Below are 23,347 nucleotides of genomic sequence, written 5' to 3'. Positions count from 1 at the left end.
CTGCCTGCCGCCGCGCAGACATTAGTTCAGGCGCCAGACGTATTGCACCTTGACGCTGGCGCTGACCGGCTTGCCGCCAGCGAGGGCCGGCTTGAACGTGCACTTGGCAATGCCAGTGCGCGCCGCCTCGTCGAGGGCCGGATGGCCGCTGCTCTTGACCACGCTTGACCCTTGGACCTTGCCGGTGGCGTCGACATCAAAGGACAGGTTGACCGTGCCCGTTTCCTTCGCCTGCAGCGATGCGGCCGGGTAGACCGGTTTGCCGCACACGCCAAAGTCGATGACGGGGCGGCGCTCCAGTACCGGTGCGCTGTCGGCGGCGACGGCCTGGCCGTAGATGCCGAGGCAGGCGCCGGCCAATGCCAGCAGCGGCACGGCCGCCTTCCAGTTCAGGGCTTGTGGTGCGGGGCGCAGCAATCGTTTGATACGTGACATAAGATCTCCTCCGTTGGCCGCCTGGGCCAGGTGGTGGGTTGAGAACTGGAGACGTTCCAGTTCCGAGAGTGCAAGAGCCAGACGCCGCGGTTCGCCCAGTTGTCTTGCTGCGAAATCATCTGCAATATGTTCGCGTTCGAGGCGCACGCCGCGTGAAATCCACCAGACAGCAGGGTGGAAGAACAGCAGCGCCTCGATGGCGTTTTGCAGCAGGTTGAGCAGATAATCGTGGCGCCGGATGTGCGCCAGTTCATGCGCCAGCAGCGCATCGAGCAGGTGCGGCGGCATGCCGGTGAGCAGCGCCGCGGGCACCAGCACCATGGGGCGCCAGATGCCGGCCGTGAGCGGACTGGCGATGTTGTCGAGCACGCGCAGCCGCACGGGCCGCGCCACGCCGGCATCGTGCGCCATGCGCGACAGCCTTGTCTGCAGTTTTGCATGCGCGGTGCCCGTGTTCCTGGCGCTGCGCTCTATCCACAGCATGCCCAGCGCCATGCGCACGGCCAGCACGGCGGCGCACAGGGCCCACACGCCGACGACGGCGCGCAGCAGCAGGTCCAGGTCGGGCAGGCTGTCGGGCGCCAGCAGGGCGGCGGGCAGCAAGGCGCTGGAGTACAGCGCGCCCGTGGCATCGGCCCCGGCCAGGCGCAGATACAAGCCCGCCGCCGGCCACGCCAGGCAGGCCAGCAGGGCGCCGCAACCGACGGCGTAGCGTGCCTCCGGACGCGCATTGCGCAGGGCCGCCCACGCCAGCGCCGTGGCGCAGCCGATCAGCAGCCCTTGCCACAGGAAGTGCAGCAGGGTCCAGCCCAGCGCCGGCACGAAGCCGCTCATGATGGATCGTCCTTGAGCATTTTTTCGATTTCCGCGCGTTCGGCGCGCGACACGCCCGTGCGCAGCGCCGCCAGCACCAGCGCCTTGGCCGAACCGGCGAAGGCTTTCTGCATCAATTCCTTGAGCAAATTCGTCTGCAGGCTGTCCTGGGCCTGCGCCGGCGCATACACGTGCGAGCGCTGGCTTTCGTCGCGGATCAGCAAGCCCTTGCCGTGCATGATCTGCATCAGGCGCAGCACGGTGCCATAGGTGATGGCCGGCTTGGCCAGCGCCATCGCCTCGTGCACCTGCTTGGCTGTGGCGGCGCCCAGCGGCCACAGCGCCTGCAGCAGATCGAGTTCGGCTGCCGTTGGTTTCGGAATGTCGTGCGTCTTGGTCATGCGGTTTTCCTCTTGCCTGAAATTCAATAGGGCTAGATTAAACCTTGTAGACAAAAATGTATACTTTAATTTTCAGTAGCGTATAAACGCCCGTCAGGCGTGACATGAAACGTAGACAAGCTTGTTTATGAAGAGATCCGACAGGCGAAAAAAAAGACGCCGCAGCGTCTTTTTTTTGGGGCGAGTGAAAATTATCCCGCCAGCTTGGCCTTCAGCAGTTCCGTCAGCTGGGCCGGGTTGGCCTTGCCCTTGGACGCTTTCATTGCCTGGCCGATCAGCGCATTGATGGCCGCTTCCTTGCCGGCGCGGTACTGCTCCACCGACTTGGCGTTGGCCGCCAGCACTTCATCGACGATGGCTTCGAGCGCGCCCGAGTCCGAGATCTGCTTCAAGCCCTTGGCGTCGATGATGGCGTCGACCAGGTGCTCGTCGTTCGATTTCGCTTCCCACATGCCGGCGAAGACTTCCTTTGCCGCCTTGTTCGAGATCGTGCCGTCGGCGATGCGCTTGAGCATGGCGGCCAGCTGGGCGGCGGAGACGGGGGCGTCGTCCAGGTCCACGCCTTCGCGGTTCAGGGTCGACGACACGTCGCCCATCAGCCAGTTGGCGGCGGCCTTGGCGTTTTCCTTGCCGGCCTTCTCGACCACGGCGACGAAATAGGTGGCCATGGCCTTCGACTGCGTCAGCACCAGCGCGTCGTAGTCCGGCAGCGCGTATTCGCTGATGAAGCGGGCGCGCATGGCGGCCGGCAGTTCCGGCATCGAGGCCTTGACGGAGTCTATCCACGCTTGCGAGATGACCAGCGGCGGCAGGTCCGGGTCCGGGAAATAGCGGTAATCCTGCGCGTCTTCCTTGCTGCGCATTTCGCGCGTTTCCTTGCGGTCCGGATCGTACAGGCGCGTCGCCTGCACGACCTTGCCGCCGTCCTCGATCAGTTCGATCTGGCGGCGCACTTCCACGTGCACGGCTTCCTCGATGAAGCGGAAGGAGTTCAGGTTCTTGATCTCGCAGCGCGTGCCGAATTCCTTCTGGCCGACGGGGCGCACGGAGACGTTGACGTCGCAGCGGAATGAGCCTTCCTGCATGTTGCCGTCGCAGACGCCCAGCCACATGACCAGCGAGTGCAGGGCCTTGGCGTAGGCCACGGCTTCTGCGGCGCTGCGGATTTCCGGCTCCGAGACGATTTCCAGCAGCGGCGTGCCGGCGCGGTTCAAGTCGATGCCGCTCATGCCGGCATAGTCTTCATGCAAGGACTTCCCGGCGTCTTCTTCCAGGTGGGCGCGCGTCAGGTTCACCGTCTTGGTGACGAATTCGCCGTCCTTTTCATAGCCGAAGGTCAGGGCGCCGCCGATGACGACGGGGTCCTCGAACTGGCTGATCTGGTAACCCTTGGGCGAATCGGGATAGAAATAGTTTTTACGGGCGAAGACCGAGTGCGGCGCGACGGTGGCGCCCACGGCCAGGCCGAAGCGGATCGCGCGGTCGACGGCTTGCTTGTTCATCACCGGCAGCACGCCCGGCAGCGCCAGGTCGACGGGGCTGGCCTGCGTATTGGCTTCGGCGCCGTACTTGATCGGCGAACCGCTGAAAATTTTGGATTCGGTCGTGAGCTGCACGTGGTTCTCAAGACCGATGACGACTTCCCATTGCATAGTGTTCTCGCTTATTTTTTGGTGGCGCCGCCTGGGCGGCGCGAATTTTTTCTTAGATGCCGGCAGTTGCGTTGCCTGGAGCACGCGTATGCCAGTCCGTCACTTGCTGGAACTGGTGGGCCACGTTCAGCAACTTCGCTTCGCCAAAATAATTGCCGATGATTTGCAGGCCGACGGGGCGCTTGCCATTCTTGTCTCCTGCGCCGAAGCCGCAGGGTATCGACATGCCGGGCAGGCCGGCCAGGCTGGTCGACAGGGTGTAGATGTCGGCCAGGTAGTTCGCCACCGGGTCGTCCGTCTTGTCGCCCAGGTCCCAGGCGACGGTCGGCGCGACGGGGCCCATGATGACGTCGCAGACGGCGTCCGGGCCATTCAGCACGGCGTCGAAATCCTGCGCGATCAGGCGGCGGATCTTTTGCGCCTTCAGGTAGTAGGCGTCGTAGTAGCCGTGGCACAGCACATAGGTGCCGACCATGATGCGGCGCTGCACTTCCGGGCCGAAGCCCTGGGCGCGCGACTTCTTGTACATGTCCTGCAAATCCTTGTACTCGGCGGCGCGGTGGCCGTAGCGCACGCCGTCGTAGCGCGACAGGTTCGACGACGCTTCGGCCGGCGCGATCATGTAATAGGCCGGAATCGACAGGGCCGTATTCGGCAGCGAGATGTCGACCAGGGTGGCGCCCAGCTTTTCATACTGCGCCAGCGCGCCGCGCACGGCCGCTTCCACGTCCTTGGCCAGGCCCTCGCCGAAGTACTCGCGCGGCACGCCGATGCGCAAGCCGGTCAGGGGTTGCTCCAGGTCGCGCGAAAAATCTTCCGCCACGCCGCCCTGTTCCGGCGACAGGCTGGTCGAGTCGCGTTCGTCGAAGCCGGCCATGGCGGTCAGCAGCAGGGCGCAGTCTTCGGCCGAGCGGGCCATCGGGCCGCCCTGGTCCAGCGACGAGGCAAAGGCGATCATGCCGAAGCGCGAGACGCGGCCGTAGGTCGGCTTGATGCCGGTGATGCCGCAGAAGGCGGCTGGCTGGCGGATCGAGCCGCCCGTATCGGTGCCGGTGGCCGCTGGCGCCAGGCCGGCCGCGACGGCGGCGGCTGAGCCGCCGGACGAGCCGCCCGGCACGGCCGTTTTATCCCACGGGTTCTGCACGGCGCCGAAGGCCGAGTTCTCGTTGCCGGAACCCATGGCGAATTCATCGCAGTTGACCTTGCCCAAAGTGACCATGCCGGCCGCCTGGAATTTTTCCACCACGGTGGCGTCAAACGGGCTGGCGTAGTTGGCCAGCATTTTCGAGCCGGCCGTCGTGCGCCAGCCTTTCGTGACGAACAAGTCCTTGTGCGCGATCGGCACGCCCGTCAACGGCGTGGCCGTGCCGGCGGCGATGCGCGCATCGGCGTCGGCAGCTTGCGCCAGGGTCAGGGCACGGTCGACGTGCAGGAAGGTGTTCGAGTTGTCCGCTTCGATGCGGTCGAGGAAATGCGTCGCCAGTGCAACGGCGGAAATTTCCTTGTTCTGCAAAAGCGTGGACAGCTGTTTGATGGATTTTGTATGCATGGCGTTTCTATTTTGATATTCGGCAAGAAGGCGGGAACGGCGCAACGGCGTGTTTATTCGATAACCTTGGGCACCAGGTACAGGCCATCCTGTACCTTCGGTGCCACGGCCTGGTAGGCGTCGCGGCGATTCGTTTCCGTGGCGACGTCCTCGCGCAGGCGCAGGGCGATATTGTCCATGTGGGCGGCCAGCGGGTGGCTCAGGGGCGCCACGCCATCGGTATTGACGGCTTGCATTTGTTCGGCCAGTGCGAAAATCTTGTTCAATTGGGCCAAAGACGTGACGGCCTGGTCGTCGGCCATTTCAAGTTGGGCCAGGTGGGCGATGCGTTTTACGTCGGAGAGTGTCAGGGACATGGCGAATGGCGCGGAGTGCCGCGCATTAGTATTAAGTTGGCGTTTTGATAAAACGCGGGTATTTACTGCTATTTTGTTCACAAAAATCGAGGAATGCCGCGTAACTCGCGGCTGCAAGAGTCGCACTTTTCCATGGTTTTTGAGCAAATCGCATTCAAATTATAAGGTAGAATGGCGGGTTAATGCGTTGACGGCGCTGATGGACCGCTGCCGCAGCATAGAAAAGATTGCGCAAGCGCCAAGCGAAACCCGGAAAAATCGCCTCCACGGATTTTCAGGGTGCCTGAAAGCGCCCGCTTTGAAACTCCCCATAAACAGCTTTTGCGCAGCTCGATGCGCTACAGGACACTCATGTTTGGTTTTTTACGCAGGTATATCTCCACCGATCTGGCCATTGACTTGGGCACGGCCAACACCCTTATTTATGTACGCGGCCTCGGTATCGTCCTGGACGAGCCATCCGTCGTCGCCATCCGCCAGGAAGGCGGTCCGAATGGCAAGAAGACCATTCAGGCAGTCGGCAAGGAAGCCAAGCAGATGCTGGGCAAGGTGCCGGGCAATATCGAAGCGATTCGTCCGATGAAAGATGGCGTGATCGCCGACTTCACCGTGACCGAGCAGATGCTCAAGCAATTCATCCGCATGGTGCACGACTCGAAATTCTTCCGTCCATCGCCGCGCATCATCATTTGCGTGCCGTGCGGTTCGACCCAGGTCGAGCGCCGCGCGATCCGCGAATCGGCCCTGGGCGCCGGCGCCTCGCAGGTGTACCTGATCGAAGAACCGATGGCAGCGGCCATCGGCGCGGGCTTGCCCGTGTCGGAAGCGACCGGCTCGATGGTGGTCGACATCGGCGGCGGCACGACGGAAGTGGGCATCATCTCGCTGGGCGGCATGGTCTACAAGGGTTCCGTGCGCGTCGGCGGCGACAAGTTCGATGAAGCCATCGTCAACTACATCCGCCGCAACTACGGCATGCTGATCGGCGAACAGACGGCCGAAGCCATCAAGAAGGCCATCGGTTCGGCCTTCCCTGGCTCGGAAGTGAAGGAAATGGAAGTCAAGGGCCGCAACCTGTCCGAAGGCATCCCCCGTTCGTTCACCATTTCCAGCAACGAGATCCTCGAAGCGCTGACCGATCCGCTGAACAACATCGTCTCGGCCGTGAAAAACGCGCTGGAACAGACGCCGCCGGAACTGGGCGCCGACATCGCCGAAAAAGGCATGATGCTGACGGGCGGCGGCGCACTGCTGCGTGACCTGGACCGCCTGCTGATGGAGGAAACCGGCCTGCCGGTGCTGGTGGCAGAGGACCCGCTCACCTGCGTGGTGCGCGGTTCCGGGATGGCACTGGAACGTATGGACAAGCTCGGCTCGATCTTCTCCTACGAATAATCTGACAGAAGGGCCGGAACTTCAGTTTCCGGCCTTTTTTTGGTTTTGGCACCGGCGTTTGCCCGGGGCCCGCACGTTGGCGCACTGCGCCTGATTACTGGATGTCATGGAATACAGTCCTCCGCCACTTTTCAAACAAGGCGCCTCCGCCCGCGTCAAGATGATGGTGTTCGCCGGCATTTCTATCGCCCTGCTGCTGGTCGATTCGCGCATGCACGCGCTGACGGCCGTGCGCCAGGCCGTCGGCACCGTGCTGTATCCGGTGCAGATGGCGGCCCTGGTGCCGCGCGACGTGGCGCTGGGCGTCGGCAACTACTTTTCTTCGCTGTCCGCCCTGGAAAAACAGGTGCGCGACCTGAAGCACGAACAGATCGCCTCGGCGCAGATCCTGCAGCAGGCGCAACTCAACATCGTTGAAAACAACCACTTGCGCAAGCTGATGGAAGCGCGCGAGCGCGTGCCCGTCAAGACCATGATGGCCGAAGTGCTGTATGACACGCGCGACTCGGCCACGCGCAAGATCGTGCTGGACCGTGGCATCCAGCATGGCGTGGAACTGGGCCGCCCCGTGATCGATAATCTCGGCGTGGTGGGGCAGGTCACGCGCGTGTTCCCGTTCACCTCCGAAGTGACCTTGCTGACGGACGAAGAGCAGGCCATCCCCGTGCAGCTGCTGCGCAATGGCGTGCGCAGCGTGGCCATCGGGCGCGGCAAGTCCGGCACCATGGAACTGCGCTTCACGGCCCCCAGCGCCGACATCCAGATCGGCGACATCGTCATTACCTCGGGCCTCGACGGCCTGTACCCGGCCGGCCTGGCCGTGGCGCGCGTGACCTTGGTCGAGCGCAATGCGCATGGCCCGTTCGGCCGCGTGGTGTGCCAGCCGCTGGCCGGCATCGAACGCAACACCCAGCTGCTCATCCTGATGACGTCGCCCGAGATTCCGCCGCGCCCACCCGCTGAGGAAGTCAAGACGGGCCGCAAGATCGCCGGCAAGATGGCGCCGATCAAGGACCCGGCCAAGGAGCCTGCCGCCGCCGCCGCGACAGCCCCCGCCGCGAAGCCGCCCGCCAGCGCCGCGCCGAAACCGGCGGCGCCGGCAGGACCTGTACCAACGCCCGTAACAACGCCAGCACCTGCCGCCGTGCCACCGAAGGAAGCGACACGATGAACCGCCCGCATTACATCCTGCTGCCGGTCAGCCCCCTGTTCATCGGTTTTTCCCTGCTGTGCGCTTTTCTGCTGAACCTGCTGCCATGGGGGCAGTTCGTCGGCGTGCCCGATTTCGTCGCCCTGGTGCTGGTCTTCTGGGGCATCCACCAGCCGCGCAAGGTCGGCATCGGCGTGGCGTTCTTCATGGGCCTGATGATGGACGTGCACGACTCGACCCTGCTGGGCGAGAATGCGCTGGCCTATACCTTGCTGTCGTATTTCGCCATCATGATGCACCGCCGCGTGCTGTGGTTCCCCATCCTGACGCAGGCGCTGCACGTGCTGCCGCTGCTGCTGCTGACGCAGGCGCTGCAATTGCTGACGCGGCTGATCGTCTCGGGCCGTTTCCCCGGCTGGCTCAATTTCATCGAGAGCTTCGTCGCCGTCGCCCTGTGGCCTTTCGTGACGTGGATCCTGCTGGCGCCGCAGCGCCGCGCCGTGGACCGCGACCATAACCGGCCGATCTGACGGGCGCCTGCCATGACCGAACTGAAAAATACCGAGCGCGAACTGCATTTTTTCCGCATGCGCCTGACCATCCTGGGCGCGCTCGTCTTCGTCTGCTTTTCGCTGCTGCTGGCGCGCTTCATCTGGCTGCAGGTGATCAAGCACGAGGACTACGCGACCAAGGCCGAGGACAACCGCATCGCCGTGGTGCCCATCGTGCCCACGCGCGGCCTGATCCTCGATCGCAACGGCGTGGTCTTGGCGCGCAATTACTCGGCCTACACGCTGGAAATCACGCCGTCGAAATTGAGCGCCAGCCTCGATTCGGTGATCGACGAGCTGTCGACCCTGGTGCAGATCGACGTCAAGGACCGCCGCCGCTTCAAGAAGCTGCTGGAAGAATCGAAGAACTTCGTCAGCGTGCCGCTGCGCACGCGCCTGACGGATGAGGAAGTGGCGCGCTTCACGGCGCAGCGTTTCCGCTTCCCCGGCGTGGAAGTGCAGGCGCGCCTGTTCCGCCAGTATCCGATGGGCGAAATCGCCTCGCATGTGGTGGGCTTCATCGGCCGCATCAACCGCAATGAGGCCAAGGCGCTGGAAGAGGGCGAGGACGCGGCCAACTACAACGGCACCGACCATATCGGCAAGGAGGGCCTGGAAAAAAGCTACGAGAAGCAGCTGCATGGCACCACCGGCTACGAAGAAGTGGAAGTGTCGGCCGGCGGGCGCGCCATGCGCACCCTGTCGCGCACGGCGGCCACCCCCGGCAACAACCTGATCCTGTCGATCGACATCGAACTGCAGAAGGTGGTCGAGGAAGCGTTCGGCGAATGGCGTGGCGCGGCCGTGGCGATCGATCCGGCCACGGGCGACATCCTCGCCTACGTCTCCAAGCCAGGCTACGACCCGAACCTGTTCGTCGACGGCATCGACCAGCAAAGCTGGAACGAACTCAATACCTCGCTGGACCGGCCGATGGTCAACCGTCCCCTGTCGGGCACCTACGCGCCCGGCTCGACCTTCAAACCCTTCATGGCGCTGGCCGCGCTGGAACTGGGCAAGCGCACGCCGAGCCAGTCGATTTCCGATCCCGGCTTCTTCATCCTCGGCGGCCACACCTTCCGCGACGACAAGGTGGGCGGCCATGGCACGGTGGACATGCACAAGTCCATCGTCGTCTCGTGCAACACCTATTACTACCAGCTGGGCCGCGACATGGGCATCGACGCCATCCACGACTTCATGAAGCCGTTCGGTTTCGGCCAGCTGACGGGCATCGACCTGAATAACGAAAAGACGGGCGTGCTGCCGTCGACGGAATGGAAGCGCAACCGCTTCAAGACGCCGCAGCAGAAAAAATGGGTGGGCGGCGACACGATTTCGGTGAGTAACGGCTCCGGCTACAATTCCTACACGCCGCTGCAGATTGCCCACGCGACGGCCAACCTGGCCAATAACGGCGTGGTGATGAAGCCGCATCTGGTGAAGATCATCGAAGACGCGGCCACGCGCGCGCGCACCCTGACGGTGCCCAAGGAAAGCTACCGCATCGCGCTCAAGCAGGAAAACATCGACATCATCAAGCGCGCCATGGTGGGCGTGACCAGCGAGCAGGGCGGCACGGCCGCGCGCATCTTCACCGGCGTGCAGTACACGGTGGGCGGCAAGACGGGTACGGCGCAGGTGGTGGGCATCAAGAAAAACGAGAAGTACAATGCCAAGCTGCTGGCCGAACGCCTGCGCGACAACGCCCTGTTTACGGCCTTCGCGCCGGCCGACAAGCCGCGCATCGCGATCGCCATCGTAGTGGAAAACGCGGGCTTCGGCGCCGGCGTGGCCGCGCCGATCGCGCGCAAGGCGCTCGACTACTACCTGCTGGGCAAGCGCCCGAGCGACAAGGAAAAGGACACCACCAAGGTGCCCAAGGAAGATGTCGACGAAGTGCGCACCCTGGAAGAAATCACCGACGAGCAGGCCGCCCCGGCGCCGCCTGCCAGGCAATAAGGAAGCACATGCCCATTAACGAGAGGCGCTCGCTGTGGCGGCGCGCCAAACCCTACCTGGCGGTGTTCGATCCGCCGCTGATGATCATCATCCTGATGCTGCTGTGCACCAGCCTGCTGACCCTGTATTCGGCCAGCATCGGCATCCCCGGCAAGATCGAGGACCATTTGCGCAATATCCTGCTGTGCTTTTTCGTCATGTGGGTGGCGGCCAACGTCACGCCGCAGATGATGATGCGCATCGCCGTGCCGGTGTACACGGTGTCGGTGATCTTGCTGGTGGCCGTGGCGCTGTTCGGCACCATCAAGCTCGGTGCGCGGCGCTGGCTGCATATCGGCGTGATCGACATCCAGCCTTCCGAATTCCTGAAGATCGCCACGCCGCTGATGCTGGCCTGGTTCTTCCAGCACAATGCGGGCGCCCTGCGCTGGAAATCGTTCCTGATGGCGGCCGTGCTGCTGCTGGTGCCCGTGTACCTGATCGCGCGCCAGCCCGACCTGGGCACGGCGCTGCTGGTGGTGGCGGCCGGCTTTACCGTCATCTTCCTGGCCGGCCTGTCGTGGAAGGTGCTGGCCGGCTTGCTGATCACCTTTGTTTCCTGCCTGCCGATCGCCTGGTCGCACCTGCATGATTACCAGCGCGACCGCGTGATGATGCTGATCGACCCGACCAAGGACCCGCTGGGCAAGGGCTTCCATATCATCCAGTCCATCATCGCCATCGGTTCCGGCGGCATGACGGGCAAGGGCTGGACGCACGGCACGCAGGCCCACCTGGAATTCGTTCCGGAGCGCACCACCGACTTCATCTTCGCCGTGTATTCGGAGGAGTTCGGCCTGGTGGGTAATCTGATTCTGATGCTGATGTATTTGCTGCTGGTGGGACGGGGGATGATGATCGCCGCCAACGCCCCCAGTTTTTTCACTCGCCTGCTGGCAGGAGCGATAACTATGATTTTCTTTACGTATGCGTTTGTCAACATGGGCATGGTCAGCGGCATCGTGCCGGTGGTCGGCGTCCCCCTGCCATTCCTCAGCTATGGCGGCACCGCGCTGCTGACCCTGGGCGTCGCCACCGGCATCCTGATGAGCATTCAGCGCCACCGCAAGCTGGTGCAGACCTGATGCGGGCGCCTTTCGATACCTTCGCCACGCGCGGGCTGAGCCTTGTCGTCCTGCTGACCCTGGCCGCCTGCGGCACCGCGCCGCACAAGCCCGCATCGAACAACGTGCCGCTGCCCTCCGGCGGCAAGGTCAAGGTGCCCGTGCGCCAGGATCCCACCTTGCCGGCATTGCCGGCGGCCGGCTCCGGGCGCGGCGGCTACTACAAGGACGATGGCCCGGGCGACAATCCGCCGGCCAACCTGCGCGACGTGCCCGATGCGGAAGTGCGCAACGAGCCGTATTCGACGCGCTCGAACCGTCCCTACGTCGTCTTCGGCAAGACGTACACGCCGATCACCGACAACGAACCGTTCACGCAGAAGGGCACGGGCACCTGGTATGGCAAGAAATTCCATGGCCAGCGCACCTCGTCGGGCGAAATCTACGATATGTACAAGATGACGGCGGCCCACCCGACCTTGCCGATTCCATCGTATGCGCGCGTGACGAGCATCGACAGCGGTGAGCAGGTGATCGTGCGCATCAACGACCGCGGTCCGTTCCACGCCACGCGCGTCATCGACGTATCCTACACGGCGGCGCTGAAACTGGGCTTCCTCGGCAAGGGCAGCCACCAAGTGGTCGTGGAACGCCTGCTGCCGGCCGATATCGACGCCATCCTGGCGGCCCGCGCGGCACCCAAGCCGGTGCCGTCGGTGGTGGCCATCTCCATCGACACGCCGGTGGAAACGGGCGCCGTGGTGCAGCCGGAAGTGTCGTCGCAGATGCTGCCCGTCGATGCGACGGTGGCGATGCCGGCACCGGCGGCGCTGGCCAGCGGTTTCTATCTGCAGCTGGGCGCCTATTCGCGCGCCGACAATGCGGAATCGGGCCGTTCGCGCCTGGCGCCGTACGCGGCGGCGCTCGGTACCCTGGGCGTGGTGCAGGCCGGTAACCTGTTCCGCCTGTACGGCGGACCGTTTGCCAGCCGCGCCGAGGCGGCACGGGCGGCGGCGAATTTGCCGGAATCGACGGGCATCAAGCCCATCGTGATCCAAAGGTAGTTATTTACAAGTGCGCAGGTCTTGTTCCGGGAACTGCGCCTTGATCTTCTCGAGACGCGCGCGCGTGGCGGCGTCGAGGCCGCGGAACTGGTAGGCGAACTGCTTGCTGGCGCTGTAGCGCGGCGCGACGCGGGCGCTGTGCACGCCCTGTTTGTTGAGCGATGCCAGCTGGCTTTGCGCGCTCGTTTCCGACTTGAATACGCCCAATGAAATGCCCCAGCGCAGCGGGCTGCTTTCATTCATGATGAAGTAATTCGTCACGCCCAGCTGCTTCAATTCGCCGGCCTTGCGGTCGGCGCCTTCCTTGCTGCCTTGCGGCGGGATGTACACCATGTAGCTGGAAATGTCCTGGCCGGCCACGTTGCGGCGCGACTGGCGGTCGCCCAGGTCCAGCGCCGCCACTTGCGCTTCGAAGCGGCGCCCGTCGGCCAGCAGGAAATTGCCCACTTCCGTGCAGGCATACGTGGTCGGCGGCGTCGGCGTGGCCGCTGCCGGCTTCTCAGCTTCTTCGGCAGCCGGCGGCGCGGCGGGCGCCGTGGCCTGCTCCTGCGTCAGCAAGGTGAGCTTGCCCGCCTGCAGCTGGTTTTTCAGGCGCGCCGGTTCGCGCGTCTCGCTGCGAAAACTGCCCAGATAACCCTGGCCGATGGCCAGCACCAGCAGGTTGACGCCGGCCAGCAGCCAGAAGACGAATTTCAGCATACGTGGTTTCCTTGTGTTCCTGCAGCCCCGGCGCGCGCGGCCGCCTGCAGGCCGAGCATGACGATATTGTCCACCAGGTGCAGCGGCACCGCCAGCGCCAGGGCCGGTGCGATGCGCGCTGCGGCGCCGCCCGACAGCAGGCAGGCGCTGGCGCCGTGCATGCGCACGGCCCGTTCGATGGCGCCCGCCTGCGCCGCCAGGCAGCCGGAGAGGATGGCGTCGTCCGTATTGTCGGCAAAGCCGGCCGGCAGCATGGCGCCGCTGGCGATGTGCGGCAGCTGCGCCGTGTTGCGCGCCAGCGAACTGGCCATCAATCCCAGTCCCGGCAAGATCATCCCGCCGAGGAACACGCCATCGGCCGTGATGGCGTCGATGGTGGTGGCGGTACCGCAATTGGCGACGATGACGGCCTGCCCAGGCGCCAGCGCGTGCGCGCCGATGGCGGCGGCAAAGCGGTCGCAGCCCAGCTGCGACGGCGCGCGGTAGCCGTTCCTCAGTCCCGCCAGCTGCGGCAGCGAGACAAAGTCACGCGGCACGATCGGCAGCATGGCGCGCAGGCGCGCGCCGATGACGGCGCCCGCCACATTCGACAGCAGTGCCTCGCTGATGGCCAGTGGCGCCCACTGCGCGGCCAGGGTGTCGATCTGCGCATGCGCGACGGCGCCGCTGGCCAGCCAGCCGCCGGCGGCACTGTCGGCGGCGACGAGCGCCCATTTGATGCGCGTATTGCCGGCGTCGATCAGCAGCAGCATGCGCTTACTCCCCGGCCAGGCGCAAGGACACGTCGCCGGACATGACTTCCTGCAGGCCGCCATCGGTGCGCAGCAGCAGACGGCCCAGGTGGTCGACGCCGGCCGCCACGCCTTGCTGCAGCAGCTGGCCGTTGTCGAGGATTTTTACGTGCTGGCCCTGCCACGCATGCAGCAGGTTCCAGCGTTCCGCAAACGGCGCGAAGCCCGTGTCGTCGAATTCGGCCAGCACGCCTGCCAGGCGGCTCAATAGGGCCGCCACCAGGGTATTGCGCTCCATCTGCGCCAGCCAGGGCACGGCCGAGACGCTGCGCCCGATCTGCCGCTCCAGCGCATCGGGCATCAAGAGATTGATGCCGCAGCCGATCACGGCCCATACGCCGCCGCTATCGTCGCCCTGTGCCTGTTGCGTCTCGACGAGGATGCCGGCCAGCTTGTGGCCATCCTTGAGCAGGTCGTTCGGCCATTTCAGTTGCACCGGCACGCCCAGCGCCGTCATGCTTTCGGCCAGCGCCACGCCGACGGCCAGCGGCAGGCCGACCAGCTGGTGCAGCGGCCCCTTGAAGCGCCAGGCCAGCGAGAACATCAGGCTGGCGTCCGGTTGCGACACCCACGGCCGTCCGGCGCGCCCCCGTCCGGCCGTCTGCTGGCCGGCGATGCGCAGGGTGGGGCCGGCCAGGGTGGTGCAGCGCGCCAGCAGGTCGGCGTTGGTCGATCCCGTTTCATCGACCACTTCGATGGCAACGTGCGAGGCGCCCGTGGCGCAATGGGCGGCGATGGCCGCGCTGTTCAGGTCTGCGTGCTTCGTCATGTTGGTCTGTTCAGTTGCGCGCCTTGTGCGGCGCGTTGGCGAAGGCCCGGTCGTAGACGGCATTGGGCAATGCACGCAGCAGCTTGGCGACGACGCCCATCTGCCACGGGATCACGCGGTAGCTGTCGCCGTCGGCGATGGCGCGCGCGGCGCGCACGGCGAATTTTCCGGCCGGCATCAGGAAGGGCATGCGGTAGGCGTTATGGCGCGTCATCGGCGTGTCGATGTAGCCGGGCGTGATGGTGACGACCTTGATGCCCGCCGGTTTCAATTCCAGGCGCAGCGATTCGCAGTAGCTGATGACGGCCGCCTTCGAGGCGCTGTAGGCTTCGGCGCCGGGCAGGCCGCGGATGCCCGCCACGCTGCCGATGCCCACCAGGCGTCCGCCGCCCTGGCTTTTCATGGCGGCGATGAAGGGGGCGAAGGTGGCGACGGTGGCCGTGACGTTGATGGCGATGAGGCGCGCGAAGGCGTCGAGGTCTTCCGCGTGTTCGCTCAAGGTGCCGTACGATACGCCGGCGCTGGCGATGACGACGTCGATGCGGCCGGAATGGGCGATGAAGTCCTGTGCTGCGCCTTTCAGGGCGGCGTGGTCGCACACGTCGACGGCGTAGGCGCGGTGGCGTTCAGGGTGGGGCAGGGAAGCGATCAGGTGCCGCAGCGCGTCGCCGCGGCGGGCCAGTAAGCCCAGCTGGGCGCCCTGGCGCGCGTACTGCAGCGCCAGGGCGGCGCCCAGTCCGCTCGACGCGCCCGTGATGAAAACGCTGTGCATCAGGCGATGCCCGGGCGCGCCAGGGAAGTGGTCATGCTTATTTCTTTTCCGCTTTGGCTTTCGCGACCAGCACGTCCATCACGCTGAGCGCCTGGGCGTTCAGCTGCTCTTCGTTCTTGGCCGACTTGCTGCCCTGGTCGGCCTGCGAAGGCGAGGTGATGTAGCGGCCGTCGATGGCGATCATGGGCCAGAACGTCACGTTATAGCCCTGCATCATGGCGTCCGCGCGGCGCACGCGGGCCGAGACGCCCATCGAACGGTAGGTGTCGATGAATTTCTGGCGATCCACGCCCTGCTTGGCGATGAAGTCGAAGACGGCGTCGTCGGTGTTCAGGCGGTTGCGCTCCACGTGCATGGCGTGGAAGACGCCGGTATGCAGCTTGTCGACCAGGCCCATGGCTTGCAGGGTGAAGAACAGGCGCTGCTGCGGCGCCACGCTCTCGTCGCGCGACACGTGCACGCGCTTGAAGACGATGTTGTCGCCCTGTTTCTTGACCCAGGCCGCCAGCTGCGGTTCGAGCACGTTGCAGTGCGGGCAGTAATAGGCGAAGAATTCCGTCACTTCGATTTTCTTGCCCGATTCCGTCGCCTGCGGCGCGGGCAGGGTTTCGTATTCGACGCCGTTCTTCGGCTCGGCCGGCGAGGCGGACGCGCCCAGGGCGATGCTGCACAGGGCGGCGGCGAACAGGATCTTCTTCAGAAAACGCATGCTGGTTCCTTATTTTTGGTTGCGGACGACGGCGACATCGATGCCGTTTTCAGACAGTTTGGTGCGCGCGCGGTTCATCGCTTCGAGCTGGTTGAACGGCCCGATGCGCACGCGGTGCAGCACGCCGGCATCGGTGCTGCGGTCGCTGATGGCTGCTTCGAAGCCCAGCAGCGCCAGTTTGCCGCGCGTGCTTTCGGCGTCCGACATGTCATGGAAGGCGCCGGCCTGCAGATAATAAATCCATTTGTCGCTGGCTGCATCGGTCTTGGCCTCTTTCGCGTCGGCCTTGGCTTGCGGCGCGGGCGCTGCCGCCGGCGTTTTCGGCGCCGGCTTGTCTTTCAATGTACCGATCAATTCCTGCAGCGCGTCCGGCGGCGGTGCCTTCGGCTGCTGCGCGGTGGTGGGCGCCGGCGCCGGCGCGGCAGGCTGCGTCGGCGTGACGATCTCGCGCGGCTCCTTGGAGAAGTCGCGCGCCGCTTCCTTGGCCGCTTCCTTGTTGCCGTACATCGGCTTGTTCGGGTCGGCGATCTGGCCGGCCGTCGGTTCGGCCGACTTGCCGGCCTTGCCTGACTTGTCGGTGAAGGGCGAGGCGCCCTTGGTGATCACCAGGGCGACCACCACGGCGATGCCCAGGCCGATGACCAGGCCGATGATGATGCCGACCAGGGTATTGCCCTGCTGGCGCCGGGTCGAAGAGAAGCGGGAAGCATGATTCATTGACGGTTAGACCTTCGCGATTACATTTTGTTTGGCGCGGACACGCCGATCAGTGCCAAGCCGTTGCGCAATACCTGGCGCGCGGCGACGACGAGGGCCAGGCGGGCCATCTTGACGGCTTCGTCCTCGACCAGCACTTTTTCGGCGAAGTAGAAGCTGTGCAGGTTGGCGGCCAGGTCGCGCAGGTAGAAGGCGACCTGGTGCGGTCCCAGTTCCGCTTGCGCGCGCGCCAGCGTTTCCGGATAGGCGGCCAGGGTCGCCAGCAGGGTCGCTTCCGTCGGCGCCGTCAGCGGGGACAAGTCCACGCCGGCGACCGTGCTTTCATCGCCGCCCCAGTTTTCCAGGATGCGGCAGATGCGCGCATGCGCGTACTGCACGTAATAGACCGGGTTTTCATCGGTGGTTTTCAGCGCCACGTCGACGTCGAAGACGAATTCCGTGTCGGCCTTGCGCGAGATCAGGAAGAAGCGCACGGCGTCGCGGCCCTTGGCGATGTCGCCGCCGCCCGACCATTCGATCAGGTCGCGCACGGTCACGTAGGAGCCGGCGCGCTTGGAAATCTTGACTTCCTCGCCGTCCTTCATGACGGTGACCATCTTGTGCAGCACGTAGTCGGGGTAGCCTTGCGGGATGCCCATGTCGACGGCCTGCAGGCCGGCGCGCACGCGCGCGATGGTGCCGTGGTGGTCGCTGCCCTGGATATTGATGGCCTGCACGAAACCGCGCTGCCATTTCACCAGGTGATACGCGACGTCGGGCACGAAATACGTGTAGGTGCCGTCCGTCTTGCGCATGACGCGGTCCTTGTCGTCGCCGAAGTCGGTGGTGCGCAGCCACAGCGCGCCATCCTGTTCATACGTGTGGCCGGCCTTGATCAAGGTTTCGACGGCGCTATTGACCTTGCCGTCCGCATACAGCGACGATTCGAGGTAGTAATTGTCGAACTTCACGCCGAAGGCCTGCAAGTCGATGTCCTGCTCGTTGCGCAGGTAGGTGACGGCGAACGGGCGGATCGAATCGATGTCTTCCACGTCGCCGTTGGCCGTCGCCGGCAAGCCGTCGCTGGCCGACACGGTCTTGCCGGCCTTGAAGTCATTGGCGATGTCGGCGATGTAGTCGCCGTTGTAGGCGGACTCGGGCCATTCGGCGTCGCCCGGCTTGAAGCCGCGCGCGCGCGCCTGCACGGAATTGGCCAGGGTCTGGATCTGCACGCCCGCGTCGTTGTAGTAGAACTCGCGCGTCACCTGGTAGCCTTGCGCGTCGAACAGCGAGGACAGGGCGTCGCCCAGGGCCGCCTGGCGGCCGTGGCCCACGTGCAGCGGACCGGTCGGGTTGGCCGAGACGAATTCCAGGATGACCTGCTTGCCGGCGCCTGCCGTGCTGCGGCCATAGCTGCCGGCTTCGCTCAAGATGGTGTTTACGACGGCCTGCTTGGCGGCGGCGGAGACGCGCACGTTGATGAAGCCGGGACCGGCGATTTCCACTGCCTCGATCAATCCCTTGCCGGCCGGGTTGGCCAGCACGGCCGTCACGATGGTTTGCGCCAGTTCGCGCGGGTTCTGTTTCAGCTGCTTGGCCAGTTGCATGGCGATATTGCAGGCGACGTCGCCATGCGATGCATCGCGTGGTCGCTCGAGCACCACGGATGGCGTCAGCGAAGTGCCGGCCAGGACGGGAGCGAGGGCGGCCTGGAACAGGGCGATGATTTCTTGTTTCTGTTGGGCGAGCATGAGCGGGATGGCGGTGGAACCGCGTTAAGAATGAATAGAATGAATCAAAAAGCAAAACGGACGGCAAGTACCCAAGCCGCCCAGACTGCGTTAATTATACTGGTTTGCCGCCGGGAACAATACGCTTGCCGGCAAGCTTCCCGTGTCGGCGCATTTCACGATATTATCAGGACAGCATGCCCATGTTGGTGCGCGAAAACATCAGCGTGGTGCATTCTGCTTGTATATATGCGGTTTTTTGCCGCAATTTACAGGTATCGCTGCAATCGCTTGGGCCAGAGGGCGCCACAAACGCTACAATCGACCCTTTATTGATGACGCGCGGCCGCGACTTTGCCACCATGCAGCCCGCCGCGCGCAGCCACACCGGATAACTATGAACAAGCGCCCCACGCTGAAATTGAAAACCAAGCCGGCGCCAGGCCAGGCGCCTGCCGCACCGAAATTGCGTCCCAGCTACCATCCCGACCTGAAGCCCGTCTTGCAGCCAGGCTTCCAGCCCGATTTGCGCGCCGACTCGCTGGCGTTTTGCCTGCTGGGCGCCGCCAATGCCGTGGCGCAAGTGCGCACCGGCACGGCCCTGCCGCAGGCGCTGGCCAAGGTGTTTGCGCAATCGAACGCCAGCCCGCAGGCGCGCGGCGCCATCCAGGATATTTCCTACCGCACCATGCGCCAGCTGGGCCGCAGCGAAACCCTGGTCGGCCTGATGACGTCGAAGGCGCCGGAGCCGCCGATGCTTGCTGCCCTGCTGTGCTGCGCGCTGTCCTTGATGTCGGCCGAGCCGGGCGAGCAGCCGTACGAAGAATTCACCGTGGTCGACCAGGCTGTCACGGTGGCCACCTCGCATCCTGACCTGGCGCATGCCAAGGGCATGGTGAATGCCGTCTTGCGCCGATTCTTGCGCGAGCGCAAGTCCTTGCTGGAGGCAGCCCTGCAGCAACCTTTGGCGCAATGGAATTATCCGCAGTGGTGGATCGATTCGCTGCGCCTGGCCTATCCGCGCGACTGGCAAGCCATTTTGACGGCCGGCAATGCCGTGCCGCCACTGACCTTGCGCGTGAACCGCCGCAAGAGCACGGTCGAGGCGTATCTGGCCGTGCTGGCTGATGCGGGCATTGCCGCGCGCCAGGTGGGACCGTTCGCCGTGCGCCTGGACAAGCCGATCGGCGTGGCGCTGATTCCCGGCTTCGAGCAGGGCGTCGTCTCGGTGCAGGATGCCGGCGCGCAACTGGCCGCGCCGCTGCTGGACTTGCAGGACGGCATGCGCGTGCTCGACGCCTGCGCGGCGCCGGGCGGCAAGACGTGCCACATCCTGGAGCTGGCCGACGTGCAGGTGACGGCCATCGACGCGGATGCCAAGCGCCTGCCGCGCATCGCGGAAAACCTCGAGCGCCTGGGCCTGGACGCCACCCTGAAGGCGCAGGATGCGCAATCGAGCGCGTGGTGGGACGGCCAGCAGTACGACCGCATCCTGGCCGACGTGCCGTGCACGGCCTCGGGCATCGTGCGCCGCCATCCCGATATCCGCTGGTTGCGCCGCAAGGGCGACGCGTTCCAACTTGCAACACTTTCATCCAAAATTCTGGACAACCTGTGGCAGATGCTGCGCCCCGATGGTAAATTGCTGTTCGTGACTTGTTCATTGTGGCCGCAAGAGTCCGAGGCACAGGCGGCGGCATTTGCGGTGCGCAATAATGCGACCCGATTGACAGCGCCTGGCCAGCTGTTGCCAACTGGCAGCGCGGAGCAGGACCACGACGGTTTGTTCTATGCGCTATTCCAAAAAAATGCGGCTTGAGCGATTCGTCGAACCTTTTCCTACGGACACTACCGGCTCACTTGTGACAACACGACTCTTCCGACTCCTGGCCCTGCTGCTGATGCTGGCATGTACCATGCCACGCGCGCATGCCGCCGACATGGTCGAGATCACCCGTGCCTACATCGAGGCTAGCGAAGAGGGCTACAAGCTGGCCGCCACATATTCCTTCGAGCTCAATCACGACCTCGATGATGCGGTACAGCATGGCGTGCCGCTGTATTTCACGACGGAAATCGAACTGACCCGGCCTCGCTGGTATTGGTTCGATGAAAAAGCCATCGTGGCGCGCCAGACCAGCAAGCTGTCATACAACGTGCTCACGCGCCAATATCATGTGTCGGGCGGCGGCTTGCAGCAAAGCTTTCCCACGCTCGACGATGCACTGTTCCTGATCCGCCGTCCCAGCCGCTGGCTGGTGGCGCGGCGCGGCGAGCTGAAAGTGGGGCAGACGTATAACGTCACCTTGCGCATGGGCATGGACCGCGACTATCTGCCCAAGCCGATACAGGTCAATGCCTTCAATAACAGCGACTGGCGCCTGGCTTCGAATAAAAAAACCTTCTTGTATACGGCGGAGTAGTGAGTCAAGCATTGCGCTATCTGCTGGTGGTGGGCGGCGGCATAGTCAGTATCCTGCTATTCCTGCTGGCGTCGGCTTCCGACAATTCCGGCTTTTTCGACCGTTACTACACCTGGCTGCTGGGCCTGAACGCGGCCGTGGCCGTGTCCCTGCTGGCGCTGGTGGGTATTTCCCTGGCCCGCCTGTATGCGCGCTACAAGAGCGGCAAGTTCGGCTCCAAGCTGATGACGCGCCTGGTGATGCTGTTCGCCGCCGTCGGCATCCTGCCGGGCCTGGTGATTTTCCTTGTTTCCGTGCAATTCGTCTCCCATTCCATCGAATCCTGGTTCAACGTCAAGATCGAAGCGGCGCTGGAATCGGGGATTGAGCTGGGGCGTGCCGGCCTCGATGCGGCCCTGGTCGAGCTCGACCACCGGGGCCGCAAGGCCGTCGACGAAATGGGCTCCGACCCGGTGGCCGGGCCGGCCGTGCTGACCAGCCTGCTGCGCGAAGAGGGCATGCAAAATGTCATGCTCGTCAGCGGCGACGGCGTGCTGCTGGCCAGCGCCGGGCCGCACAGCGCGGCCGACTTGCCGACGCCGGCCATGCTGGTGCAGGCGGCCTTGCCGGCCGGCTATGCCTCCGCTGAAGGGGGCCTGGAATTGCATGACGATGGGACGGAGTCGGGCGGCGGCGGTTTCCGCTCGGGCTTGCCGGCGTCGCTGGAAACGGCGGCCAGCCTGCGCCTGCGGGTGCTGGTGGCCGTGCCGGGCCCCTCCGTCTCGCCCCGCTATTTGCAACTGCTGCAGGCGGTGCCGCCCAAGCTGGCGACGAATGGCGAAGTGCTGCGCGCCGCCTACAGCGAATACAAGGAACGTTTCGTCGCGCGCGTGGGATTGCGCAAGATGTACATGGAAATCCTCACCTTGACCTTGCTGCTGGCCATCTTTGGCGCCATCGGCAGCGCTTTCCTGATCGCCGGCAACCTGGCCCAGCCCCTGCTGCTGCTGGCGGAAGGCACGCGCGCCGTGGCCGAGGGCGACCTGTCGCCGCGTCCCATCGTCGCCACCAAGGATGAACTGGGTACCTTGACGCAATCGTTCAACATCATGACGCGCCAGCTGCTCGATGCGCGCACGGCCGTGGAAAGCAACCGCGCCGCGCTGCAAAACGCCAAGGCCCACCTGGAATCGGTGCTGGCCAACATGTCGGCCGGCGTGATGGTGCTCGACGGCGATTTCAAGCTGGTCACCTGCAACGAGTCCGTCGAGCGCATCCTCCAGCATTCGGGCATGAGCATGGTGGGCCAGCCGCTGGCGCAGATTGCCGGAATGGAAGAGTTTGGCGGCGCCATCATCAGCGCCTTCACGGCGCAAAGCGCGCAATCGGCGTCGGGCCGGCAGCAGCGCCTGCACTGGCAGCGGCAAATCGAGATTCCGCGCCGCCTGGGCAGCAGTGCCGACGAGCATGACATCACCTTGCTGGCGCGCGGCTCGCGGCTGCCGCTGGAGTCCGGCAGCGGCTACATCGTCGTGTTCGATGATATTTCCGACGTGATATCCGCGCAGCGCTCGATCGCCTGGGGCGAAGTGGCGCGCCGCCTGGCGCATGAAATCAAGAATCCGCTCACGCCCATCCAGCTGTCGGCCGAGCGCCTGCAGATGAAGCTCGAAGACAAGCTGGAGCCGCGCGACGCCGAACTGCTCAGCCGCGCCACCACCACCATCGTCAAGCAGGTCGATGCGATGAAGCGCATGGTCGACGATTTCCGCGACTATGCGCGCACGCCGCCGGCCGTGCTCGTTCCCCTGCGTCTGAACGAGCTGATCGAAGAGATACTGAACCTGTACCTGCGCGGCGACGATGGCGACATCATCCACCCGCAGCTGGCGCCGAATCTGCCGATGGTGATGGGCGATCCGACCCAGTTGCGCCAGGTGATCCATAACCTGCTGCAGAACGCGCAGGACGCCATGACCGACCTGCCGCCGGACTCGCCGCATCCGCGGATTGACGTAAGGACGGAAGCAATTCATTATCGCAGTGCGGACGGCGGCGTGAATATCGCCGTACGGCTGGCCATCACCGACAATGGTCCTGGTTTTGCGCCAAAAATCCTGGCGCGCGCCTTCGAACCCTATGTGACCTCAAAGGCGCGCGGCACGGGATTGGGCCTGGCGATGGTAAAGAAAATTATCGATGAACACGGCGGACGCATCGATATCGAGAACCGGGTCGACGGCAATGGCGCTTCGGTGGTCATTTTGCTGTTAAAGTTAGCTCCCGACACTCGTGCCCAGGAATTCCTGGCGTGAGGGTCTGGTTTAGTATTTAAAACACTAATAAAA

The 23,347-nt window shown here is 64.5% G+C and carries 22 protein-coding genes; 10 read left to right on the top strand and 12 right to left on the bottom strand.

Translation table 11 applies throughout. The features are described 5' to 3' along the window. Positions 1–21: 21 nt before the first annotated feature. From AC0V2Y_RS14285 to gatC, 5 genes are all read right to left on the bottom strand, one after another. Positions 22–1,269 (bottom strand): M56 family metallopeptidase, encoded by a 1,248-nt coding sequence (locus tag AC0V2Y_RS14285; protein WP_475416753.1) that lies wholly within the window; start codon positions 1,267–1,269, stop codon positions 22–24. Then, positions 1,266–1,649, bottom strand: coding sequence for a BlaI/MecI/CopY family transcriptional regulator (locus AC0V2Y_RS14280; protein WP_475416754.1), 384 nt, complete (start codon positions 1,647–1,649; stop codon positions 1,266–1,268). Before AC0V2Y_RS14280 ends, AC0V2Y_RS14285 begins: the two co-directional genes overlap by 4 nt. Before the next feature lie 191 nt (positions 1,650–1,840). Beyond that, positions 1,841–3,316 (bottom strand): Asp-tRNA(Asn)/Glu-tRNA(Gln) amidotransferase subunit GatB, encoded by a 1,476-nt coding sequence (gene gatB / locus AC0V2Y_RS14275; protein ID WP_475416778.1) that lies wholly within the window; start codon positions 3,314–3,316, stop codon positions 1,841–1,843. Positions 3,317–3,353: 37 nt separating this feature from the next. Then, positions 3,354–4,850 carry an Asp-tRNA(Asn)/Glu-tRNA(Gln) amidotransferase subunit GatA gene (gene gatA, locus AC0V2Y_RS14270; RefSeq protein WP_475416755.1) on the bottom strand — a complete coding sequence of 499 codons (1,497 nt, stop codon included), beginning with the start codon at positions 4,848–4,850 and terminating at the stop codon, positions 3,354–3,356. A 53-nt stretch (positions 4,851–4,903) separates the two neighbouring features. Then, on the bottom strand, positions 4,904–5,206 hold the full coding sequence (gatC, locus tag AC0V2Y_RS14265; RefSeq protein ID WP_076568266.1) for an Asp-tRNA(Asn)/Glu-tRNA(Gln) amidotransferase subunit GatC: 303 nt from the start codon (positions 5,204–5,206) through the stop codon (positions 4,904–4,906). 351 nt (positions 5,207–5,557) lie between these two features. Between gatC and AC0V2Y_RS14260 the strand changes: the two genes are divergently transcribed. The 6 genes from AC0V2Y_RS14260 (at position 5,558) to AC0V2Y_RS14235 (ending at position 12,431) form a co-directional block, all read left to right on the top strand. Further along, complete coding sequence (locus AC0V2Y_RS14260) at positions 5,558–6,601, top strand: rod shape-determining protein (protein ID WP_010393186.1); 1,044 nt, start codon at positions 5,558–5,560, stop codon at positions 6,599–6,601. Positions 6,602–6,707: 106 nt separating this feature from the next. Continuing rightward, a complete protein-coding gene (gene mreC, locus AC0V2Y_RS14255) occupies positions 6,708–7,772 on the top strand; it encodes a rod shape-determining protein MreC (protein WP_475416756.1) in 1,065 nt (354 codons plus the stop codon). After that, positions 7,769–8,281 carry a rod shape-determining protein MreD gene (gene mreD / locus AC0V2Y_RS14250; RefSeq protein WP_035824494.1) on the top strand — a complete coding sequence of 171 codons (513 nt, stop codon included), beginning with the start codon at positions 7,769–7,771 and terminating at the stop codon, positions 8,279–8,281. Before mreC ends, mreD begins: the two co-directional genes overlap by 4 nt. Before the next feature lie 12 nt (positions 8,282–8,293). Next, entirely contained in the window at positions 8,294–10,264 is a 1,971-nt protein-coding gene (mrdA, locus tag AC0V2Y_RS14245; protein ID WP_475416757.1) for a penicillin-binding protein 2, read from the top strand. Positions 10,265–10,272: 8 nt separating this feature from the next. Further along, positions 10,273–11,388 carry a rod shape-determining protein RodA gene (gene rodA, locus AC0V2Y_RS14240; protein ID WP_436520050.1) on the top strand — a complete coding sequence of 372 codons (1,116 nt, stop codon included), beginning with the start codon at positions 10,273–10,275 and terminating at the stop codon, positions 11,386–11,388. Next, entirely contained in the window at positions 11,388–12,431 is a 1,044-nt protein-coding gene (locus AC0V2Y_RS14235) for a septal ring lytic transglycosylase RlpA family protein (protein ID WP_475416758.1), read from the top strand. Before rodA ends, AC0V2Y_RS14235 begins: the two co-directional genes overlap by 1 nt. Here AC0V2Y_RS14235 and AC0V2Y_RS14230 read toward each other — a convergent pair whose 3' ends face one another. From AC0V2Y_RS14230 to argS, 7 genes are read right to left on the bottom strand one after another with little or no spacing between them, the layout of a single operon-like run. After that, positions 12,432–13,130 (bottom strand): SPOR domain-containing protein, encoded by a 699-nt coding sequence (locus AC0V2Y_RS14230; RefSeq protein WP_475416759.1) that lies wholly within the window; start codon positions 13,128–13,130, stop codon positions 12,432–12,434. Further along, positions 13,124–13,882 (bottom strand): type III pantothenate kinase, encoded by a 759-nt coding sequence (locus AC0V2Y_RS14225; protein ID WP_475416760.1) that lies wholly within the window; start codon positions 13,880–13,882, stop codon positions 13,124–13,126. Before AC0V2Y_RS14225 ends, AC0V2Y_RS14230 begins: the two co-directional genes overlap by 7 nt. 4 nt (positions 13,883–13,886) lie before the next feature. Further along, the gene (locus AC0V2Y_RS14220; RefSeq protein ID WP_475416761.1) at positions 13,887–14,690 is read right to left on the bottom strand and encodes a biotin--[acetyl-CoA-carboxylase] ligase; all 804 of its coding nucleotides are present in this window, start codon (positions 14,688–14,690) and stop codon (positions 13,887–13,889) included. A 10-nt stretch (positions 14,691–14,700) separates the two neighbouring features. Beyond that, complete coding sequence (locus tag AC0V2Y_RS14215) at positions 14,701–15,462, bottom strand: SDR family oxidoreductase (RefSeq protein WP_475416762.1); 762 nt, start codon at positions 15,460–15,462, stop codon at positions 14,701–14,703. A 37-nt stretch (positions 15,463–15,499) separates the two neighbouring features. After that, on the bottom strand, positions 15,500–16,171 hold the full coding sequence (locus AC0V2Y_RS14210) for a thiol:disulfide interchange protein DsbA/DsbL (protein ID WP_475416763.1): 672 nt from the start codon (positions 16,169–16,171) through the stop codon (positions 15,500–15,502). A gap of 9 nt (positions 16,172–16,180) precedes the next feature. Further along, positions 16,181–16,888: an SPOR domain-containing protein gene (locus AC0V2Y_RS14205; protein ID WP_475416764.1), complete on the bottom strand. Its 708-nt coding sequence runs from the start codon at positions 16,886–16,888 to the stop codon at positions 16,181–16,183. A gap of 20 nt (positions 16,889–16,908) precedes the next feature. Continuing rightward, on the bottom strand, positions 16,909–18,618 hold the full coding sequence (argS, locus tag AC0V2Y_RS14200; protein WP_475416765.1) for an arginine--tRNA ligase: 1,710 nt from the start codon (positions 18,616–18,618) through the stop codon (positions 16,909–16,911). 182 nt (positions 18,619–18,800) lie between these two features. Between argS and AC0V2Y_RS14195 the strand changes: the two genes are divergently transcribed. The 4 genes from AC0V2Y_RS14195 (at position 18,801) to AC0V2Y_RS14180 (ending at position 23,314) form a co-directional block, all read left to right on the top strand. Beyond that, the gene (locus AC0V2Y_RS14195; protein WP_475416766.1) at positions 18,801–18,992 is read left to right on the top strand and encodes a hypothetical protein; all 192 of its coding nucleotides are present in this window, start codon (positions 18,801–18,803) and stop codon (positions 18,990–18,992) included. A gap of 2 nt (positions 18,993–18,994) precedes the next feature. Then, positions 18,995–20,416, top strand: coding sequence for a 16S rRNA (cytosine(967)-C(5))-methyltransferase RsmB (rsmB, locus tag AC0V2Y_RS14190; RefSeq protein ID WP_475416767.1), 1,422 nt, complete (start codon positions 18,995–18,997; stop codon positions 20,414–20,416). Between the two features lie 97 nt (positions 20,417–20,513). Further along, positions 20,514–21,020, top strand: coding sequence for a DUF4390 domain-containing protein (locus AC0V2Y_RS14185; protein ID WP_226939765.1), 507 nt, complete (start codon positions 20,514–20,516; stop codon positions 21,018–21,020). Continuing rightward, complete coding sequence (locus tag AC0V2Y_RS14180; protein WP_475416768.1) at positions 21,020–23,314, top strand: sensor histidine kinase; 2,295 nt, start codon at positions 21,020–21,022, stop codon at positions 23,312–23,314. Before AC0V2Y_RS14185 ends, AC0V2Y_RS14180 begins: the two co-directional genes overlap by 1 nt. The last annotated feature ends 33 nt before the right edge of the window (positions 23,315–23,347 follow it).

The sequence above is a fragment of the Janthinobacterium sp. BHSEK genome (genome assembly GCF_056174685.1).
Note: the sequence above shows the minus strand (reverse complement) of the source record. Positions and strands in the feature narration are given on the sequence as shown.

What these genes read in the sequence shown, in the direction of transcription:
- AC0V2Y_RS14285 (WP_475416753.1), bottom strand. Translation starts at nt 1,269, where the DNA reads ATGAGCGGCTTCGTGCCGGCGCTGGGCTGGACCCTGCTGCACTTCCTG.
- AC0V2Y_RS14280 (WP_475416754.1), bottom strand. Translation starts at nt 1,649, where the DNA reads ATGACCAAGACGCACGACATTCCGAAACCAACGGCAGCCGAACTCGAT.
- gatA (WP_475416755.1), bottom strand. Translation starts at nt 4,850, where the DNA reads ATGCATACAAAATCCATCAAACAGCTGTCCACGCTTTTGCAGAACAAG.
- gatC (WP_076568266.1), bottom strand. Translation starts at nt 5,206, where the DNA reads ATGTCCCTGACACTCTCCGACGTAAAACGCATCGCCCACCTGGCCCAA.
- AC0V2Y_RS14260 (WP_010393186.1), top strand. Translation starts at nt 5,558, where the DNA reads ATGTTTGGTTTTTTACGCAGGTATATCTCCACCGATCTGGCCATTGAC.
- mreC (WP_475416756.1), top strand. Translation starts at nt 6,708, where the DNA reads ATGGAATACAGTCCTCCGCCACTTTTCAAACAAGGCGCCTCCGCCCGC.
- mreD (WP_035824494.1), top strand. Translation starts at nt 7,769, where the DNA reads ATGAACCGCCCGCATTACATCCTGCTGCCGGTCAGCCCCCTGTTCATC.
- mrdA (WP_475416757.1), top strand. Translation starts at nt 8,294, where the DNA reads ATGACCGAACTGAAAAATACCGAGCGCGAACTGCATTTTTTCCGCATG.
- rodA (WP_436520050.1), top strand. Translation starts at nt 10,273, where the DNA reads ATGCCCATTAACGAGAGGCGCTCGCTGTGGCGGCGCGCCAAACCCTAC.
- AC0V2Y_RS14235 (WP_475416758.1), top strand. Translation starts at nt 11,388, where the DNA reads ATGCGGGCGCCTTTCGATACCTTCGCCACGCGCGGGCTGAGCCTTGTC.
- AC0V2Y_RS14230 (WP_475416759.1), bottom strand. Translation starts at nt 13,130, where the DNA reads ATGCTGAAATTCGTCTTCTGGCTGCTGGCCGGCGTCAACCTGCTGGTG.
- AC0V2Y_RS14225 (WP_475416760.1), bottom strand. Translation starts at nt 13,882, where the DNA reads ATGCTGCTGCTGATCGACGCCGGCAATACGCGCATCAAATGGGCGCTC.
- AC0V2Y_RS14220 (WP_475416761.1), bottom strand. Translation starts at nt 14,690, where the DNA reads ATGACGAAGCACGCAGACCTGAACAGCGCGGCCATCGCCGCCCATTGC.
- AC0V2Y_RS14215 (WP_475416762.1), bottom strand. Translation starts at nt 15,462, where the DNA reads ATGCACAGCGTTTTCATCACGGGCGCGTCGAGCGGACTGGGCGCCGCC.
- AC0V2Y_RS14210 (WP_475416763.1), bottom strand. Translation starts at nt 16,171, where the DNA reads ATGCGTTTTCTGAAGAAGATCCTGTTCGCCGCCGCCCTGTGCAGCATC.
- AC0V2Y_RS14205 (WP_475416764.1), bottom strand. Translation starts at nt 16,888, where the DNA reads ATGAATCATGCTTCCCGCTTCTCTTCGACCCGGCGCCAGCAGGGCAAT.
- argS (WP_475416765.1), bottom strand. Translation starts at nt 18,618, where the DNA reads ATGCTCGCCCAACAGAAACAAGAAATCATCGCCCTGTTCCAGGCCGCC.
- AC0V2Y_RS14195 (WP_475416766.1), top strand. Translation starts at nt 18,801, where the DNA reads ATGTTGGTGCGCGAAAACATCAGCGTGGTGCATTCTGCTTGTATATAT.
- rsmB (WP_475416767.1), top strand. Translation starts at nt 18,995, where the DNA reads ATGAACAAGCGCCCCACGCTGAAATTGAAAACCAAGCCGGCGCCAGGC.
- AC0V2Y_RS14185 (WP_226939765.1), top strand. Translation starts at nt 20,514, where the DNA reads ATGCCACGCGCGCATGCCGCCGACATGGTCGAGATCACCCGTGCCTAC.